General features: G+C 72.9%; 2 protein-coding genes. Both read left to right on the forward strand.

Translation table 11 applies throughout. From position 1 onward, the window contains the following. On the forward strand, positions 1-738 hold a 738-nt coding region (locus H5J30_RS28150), incomplete at its 5' end, for a helix-turn-helix domain-containing protein (protein ID WP_181790108.1). A 149-nt stretch (positions 739-887) separates the two neighbouring features. Then, positions 888-2,273, forward strand: a 1,386-nt coding sequence (locus H5J30_RS28155; protein WP_181790109.1) for a sulfatase family protein, incomplete at its 3' end; no start/stop codon positions are given.

Below are 2,273 nucleotides of genomic sequence, written 5' to 3' on the forward strand. Positions count from 1 at the left end.
CAGCTGGAGCTGGCGCTGCGCGCCGACTCCTCGGCGCGCCACATCAGCTTCGTCGAGACCGGCCGGTCGCAGCCGAGCCGGGCGATGGTGCTCAAGCTCGCCGAGCACCTGGACATGCCCGTACGCGAACGCAACGCGCTGCTGCTCGCCGCCGGCTACGCGCCCCACTACCCCGAGACGCCCCTCGACGACCCGGCGATGGCCGAGCTGCGCCAGGGCGTCGAGCAGCTCGTCGCGGCGCACGAGCCGTTCCCCGCGGTGGTGGTGGACGGGGCGTACAACGTGGTGGCCGCCAACCGGGGCATCCTGCTGGTCCTCGACGAGGTGCCGGAGGAGCTGCTGCGGCCGCCGCTGAACGCGATGCGGCTGACCCTGCACCCCGACGGGCTGGCGAAGAAGATCCGCAACCTGCCGCAGTGGCGCGCCCATCTGCTGCACCAGATGGACCGCCAGCTCTCGCTGGTGCGCTCCCCCGCGCTCAAGGAGCTGTACGACGAGGTGGCGGCCTATCCGCTCGCGCCGGAGGCGGGCGACGAGGAGGTCGGGGAGGTCGGCGGGCGGGCCCCGTTCGCGCTGCCGCTCAGAGTCGAGCACGACGGGCACCTGCTGTCGTTCGTCTCGACCATCTCCACCTTCAACACGCCCATGGACGTGACGGTTTCGGAGCTGGCCCTGGAGACGCTGCTGCCCGCGGACCCGGAGACGACGAAGTACCTGCGCCAGCAGCTCGGTTCCTGACGTGCCCGCGGGGCGCAAGGAGTTTCCCACCCACAAGCTTTCATAAACCTTTAGTAGGTCTTTATTTGACGGAAGGTCGGTCGTGGCGCAAGATCGGCGCAACGACTGCCGGTCCCTTCCAGCGCGCCGGCGCCTGAAGGGAGCACGTCTTGGCCAGCCGTCGCGAAGTCCTTGCCACCTCCGCCGTCGCGGTCGGCGCGACCGCTTTACCGCTGTCGGCCGGCGCTCCCAACGCCCGCGCGGCGGTCGCCGATCCGGACCCGACCCGGCCGCCGGGCCGCGGTCCGAACATCGTCCTGATCGTCCTCGACGACCTCGGCTACGGCGACCTCGGCTGCTACGGCTCGGAGTTGATCGACACCCCGCACCTGGACCGGCTGGCCCGCCAGGGCACGAGGTTCACCCAGGGCTACTCCGGCGCCCCCGTGTGCAGCCCGTCGCGCGCCGCGCTGCTCACCGGCCGCGTACCGCCGCGCACCGGCGTGCGCAACGTGCTCAGCCGGGACGACTCGCAGGGGCTGCGGGCCGCGGAGAAGACGCTACCCGGCTATCTGCGGGAGGCGGGCTACCACACGGCCGCCATCGGCAAGTGGCACCTCGGCCGGCTCGACGAGAACCACCCGTCGCGGCACGGCTTCGACTCGTACTTCGGCGTCGACGCGATGTTCTCCGAGCACTCGTACCCCACCGAGATCTGGCGCGACGGGGCCCCTGTGGGGACGCTGCGCGACGACGCCGACCTGGCGACGATGACGCGCCGCTTCACCGACGAGGCGATCGACGCCGTCGACCGCGCCGGTGACCGGCCGTTCTTCATCTACCTCGCCGAGACCATGCCCCACCTCCCGCTCGCCGTCGAGCCGGAGTTCGCGGGCCGCTCCCGCGGCGGCCTGTACGGCGACGCCATCGAATCCGTCGACCACCACCTCGGCCGCCTCTTCCGCGCGCTGGCGGACCGCGGGCTGGACCGGGACACCCTGGTCATCGTCGCCAGCGACAACGGCCCCTGGTTCGAGGGCTCCACCGGCGGGCTGCGCGGCCGCAAGTCCGGCTTCTACGAGGGCGGGGTGCGGGTGCCGTTCCTCATGCGCTGGACGGGCACCGTCCCGCGCGGCCGGGAGTCGCACCAGGTGGTGTCGTTCCTCGACGTGCTGCCGACGCTCTGCGGCCTCGCCGGGGTGCCGCCGGAGCCCGGGGTGAAGCTCGACGGCACCGACCTGCGCGCGGTGCTGCGCGGCGAACGGCTGCGCGAGCGCCCGCCGGTGCCGTTCTTCCTCGGCAAGCGCGCCGCGGCGGTACGCGACGGCCGCTGGAAGCTGCACGTGCGGCGGGGCGGGCGGAACCAGCGCTTCCTGCCCGAGCTGTTCGACCTGGAGGCCGACCCGCGCGAGGTGGCGAACGTGGCCGCGCGCCGCCCGGAGGTCACCGAGCGGCTGCGGACTTTCCTGGCCGAACTGGAGGAGGACGTCGCCGCGGAGCGGCGCCCGCCCGTGGCGCTCACCGCGAAGCCACCGCTGTTCGCGGGCCGGGCCAAC

It is taken from the genome of Streptomyces phytophilus (assembly GCF_013870535.1).
In the GTDB taxonomy this organism is placed as follows: Bacteria; Actinomycetota; Actinomycetes; order Streptomycetales; family Streptomycetaceae; genus Streptomyces; species Streptomyces phytophilus.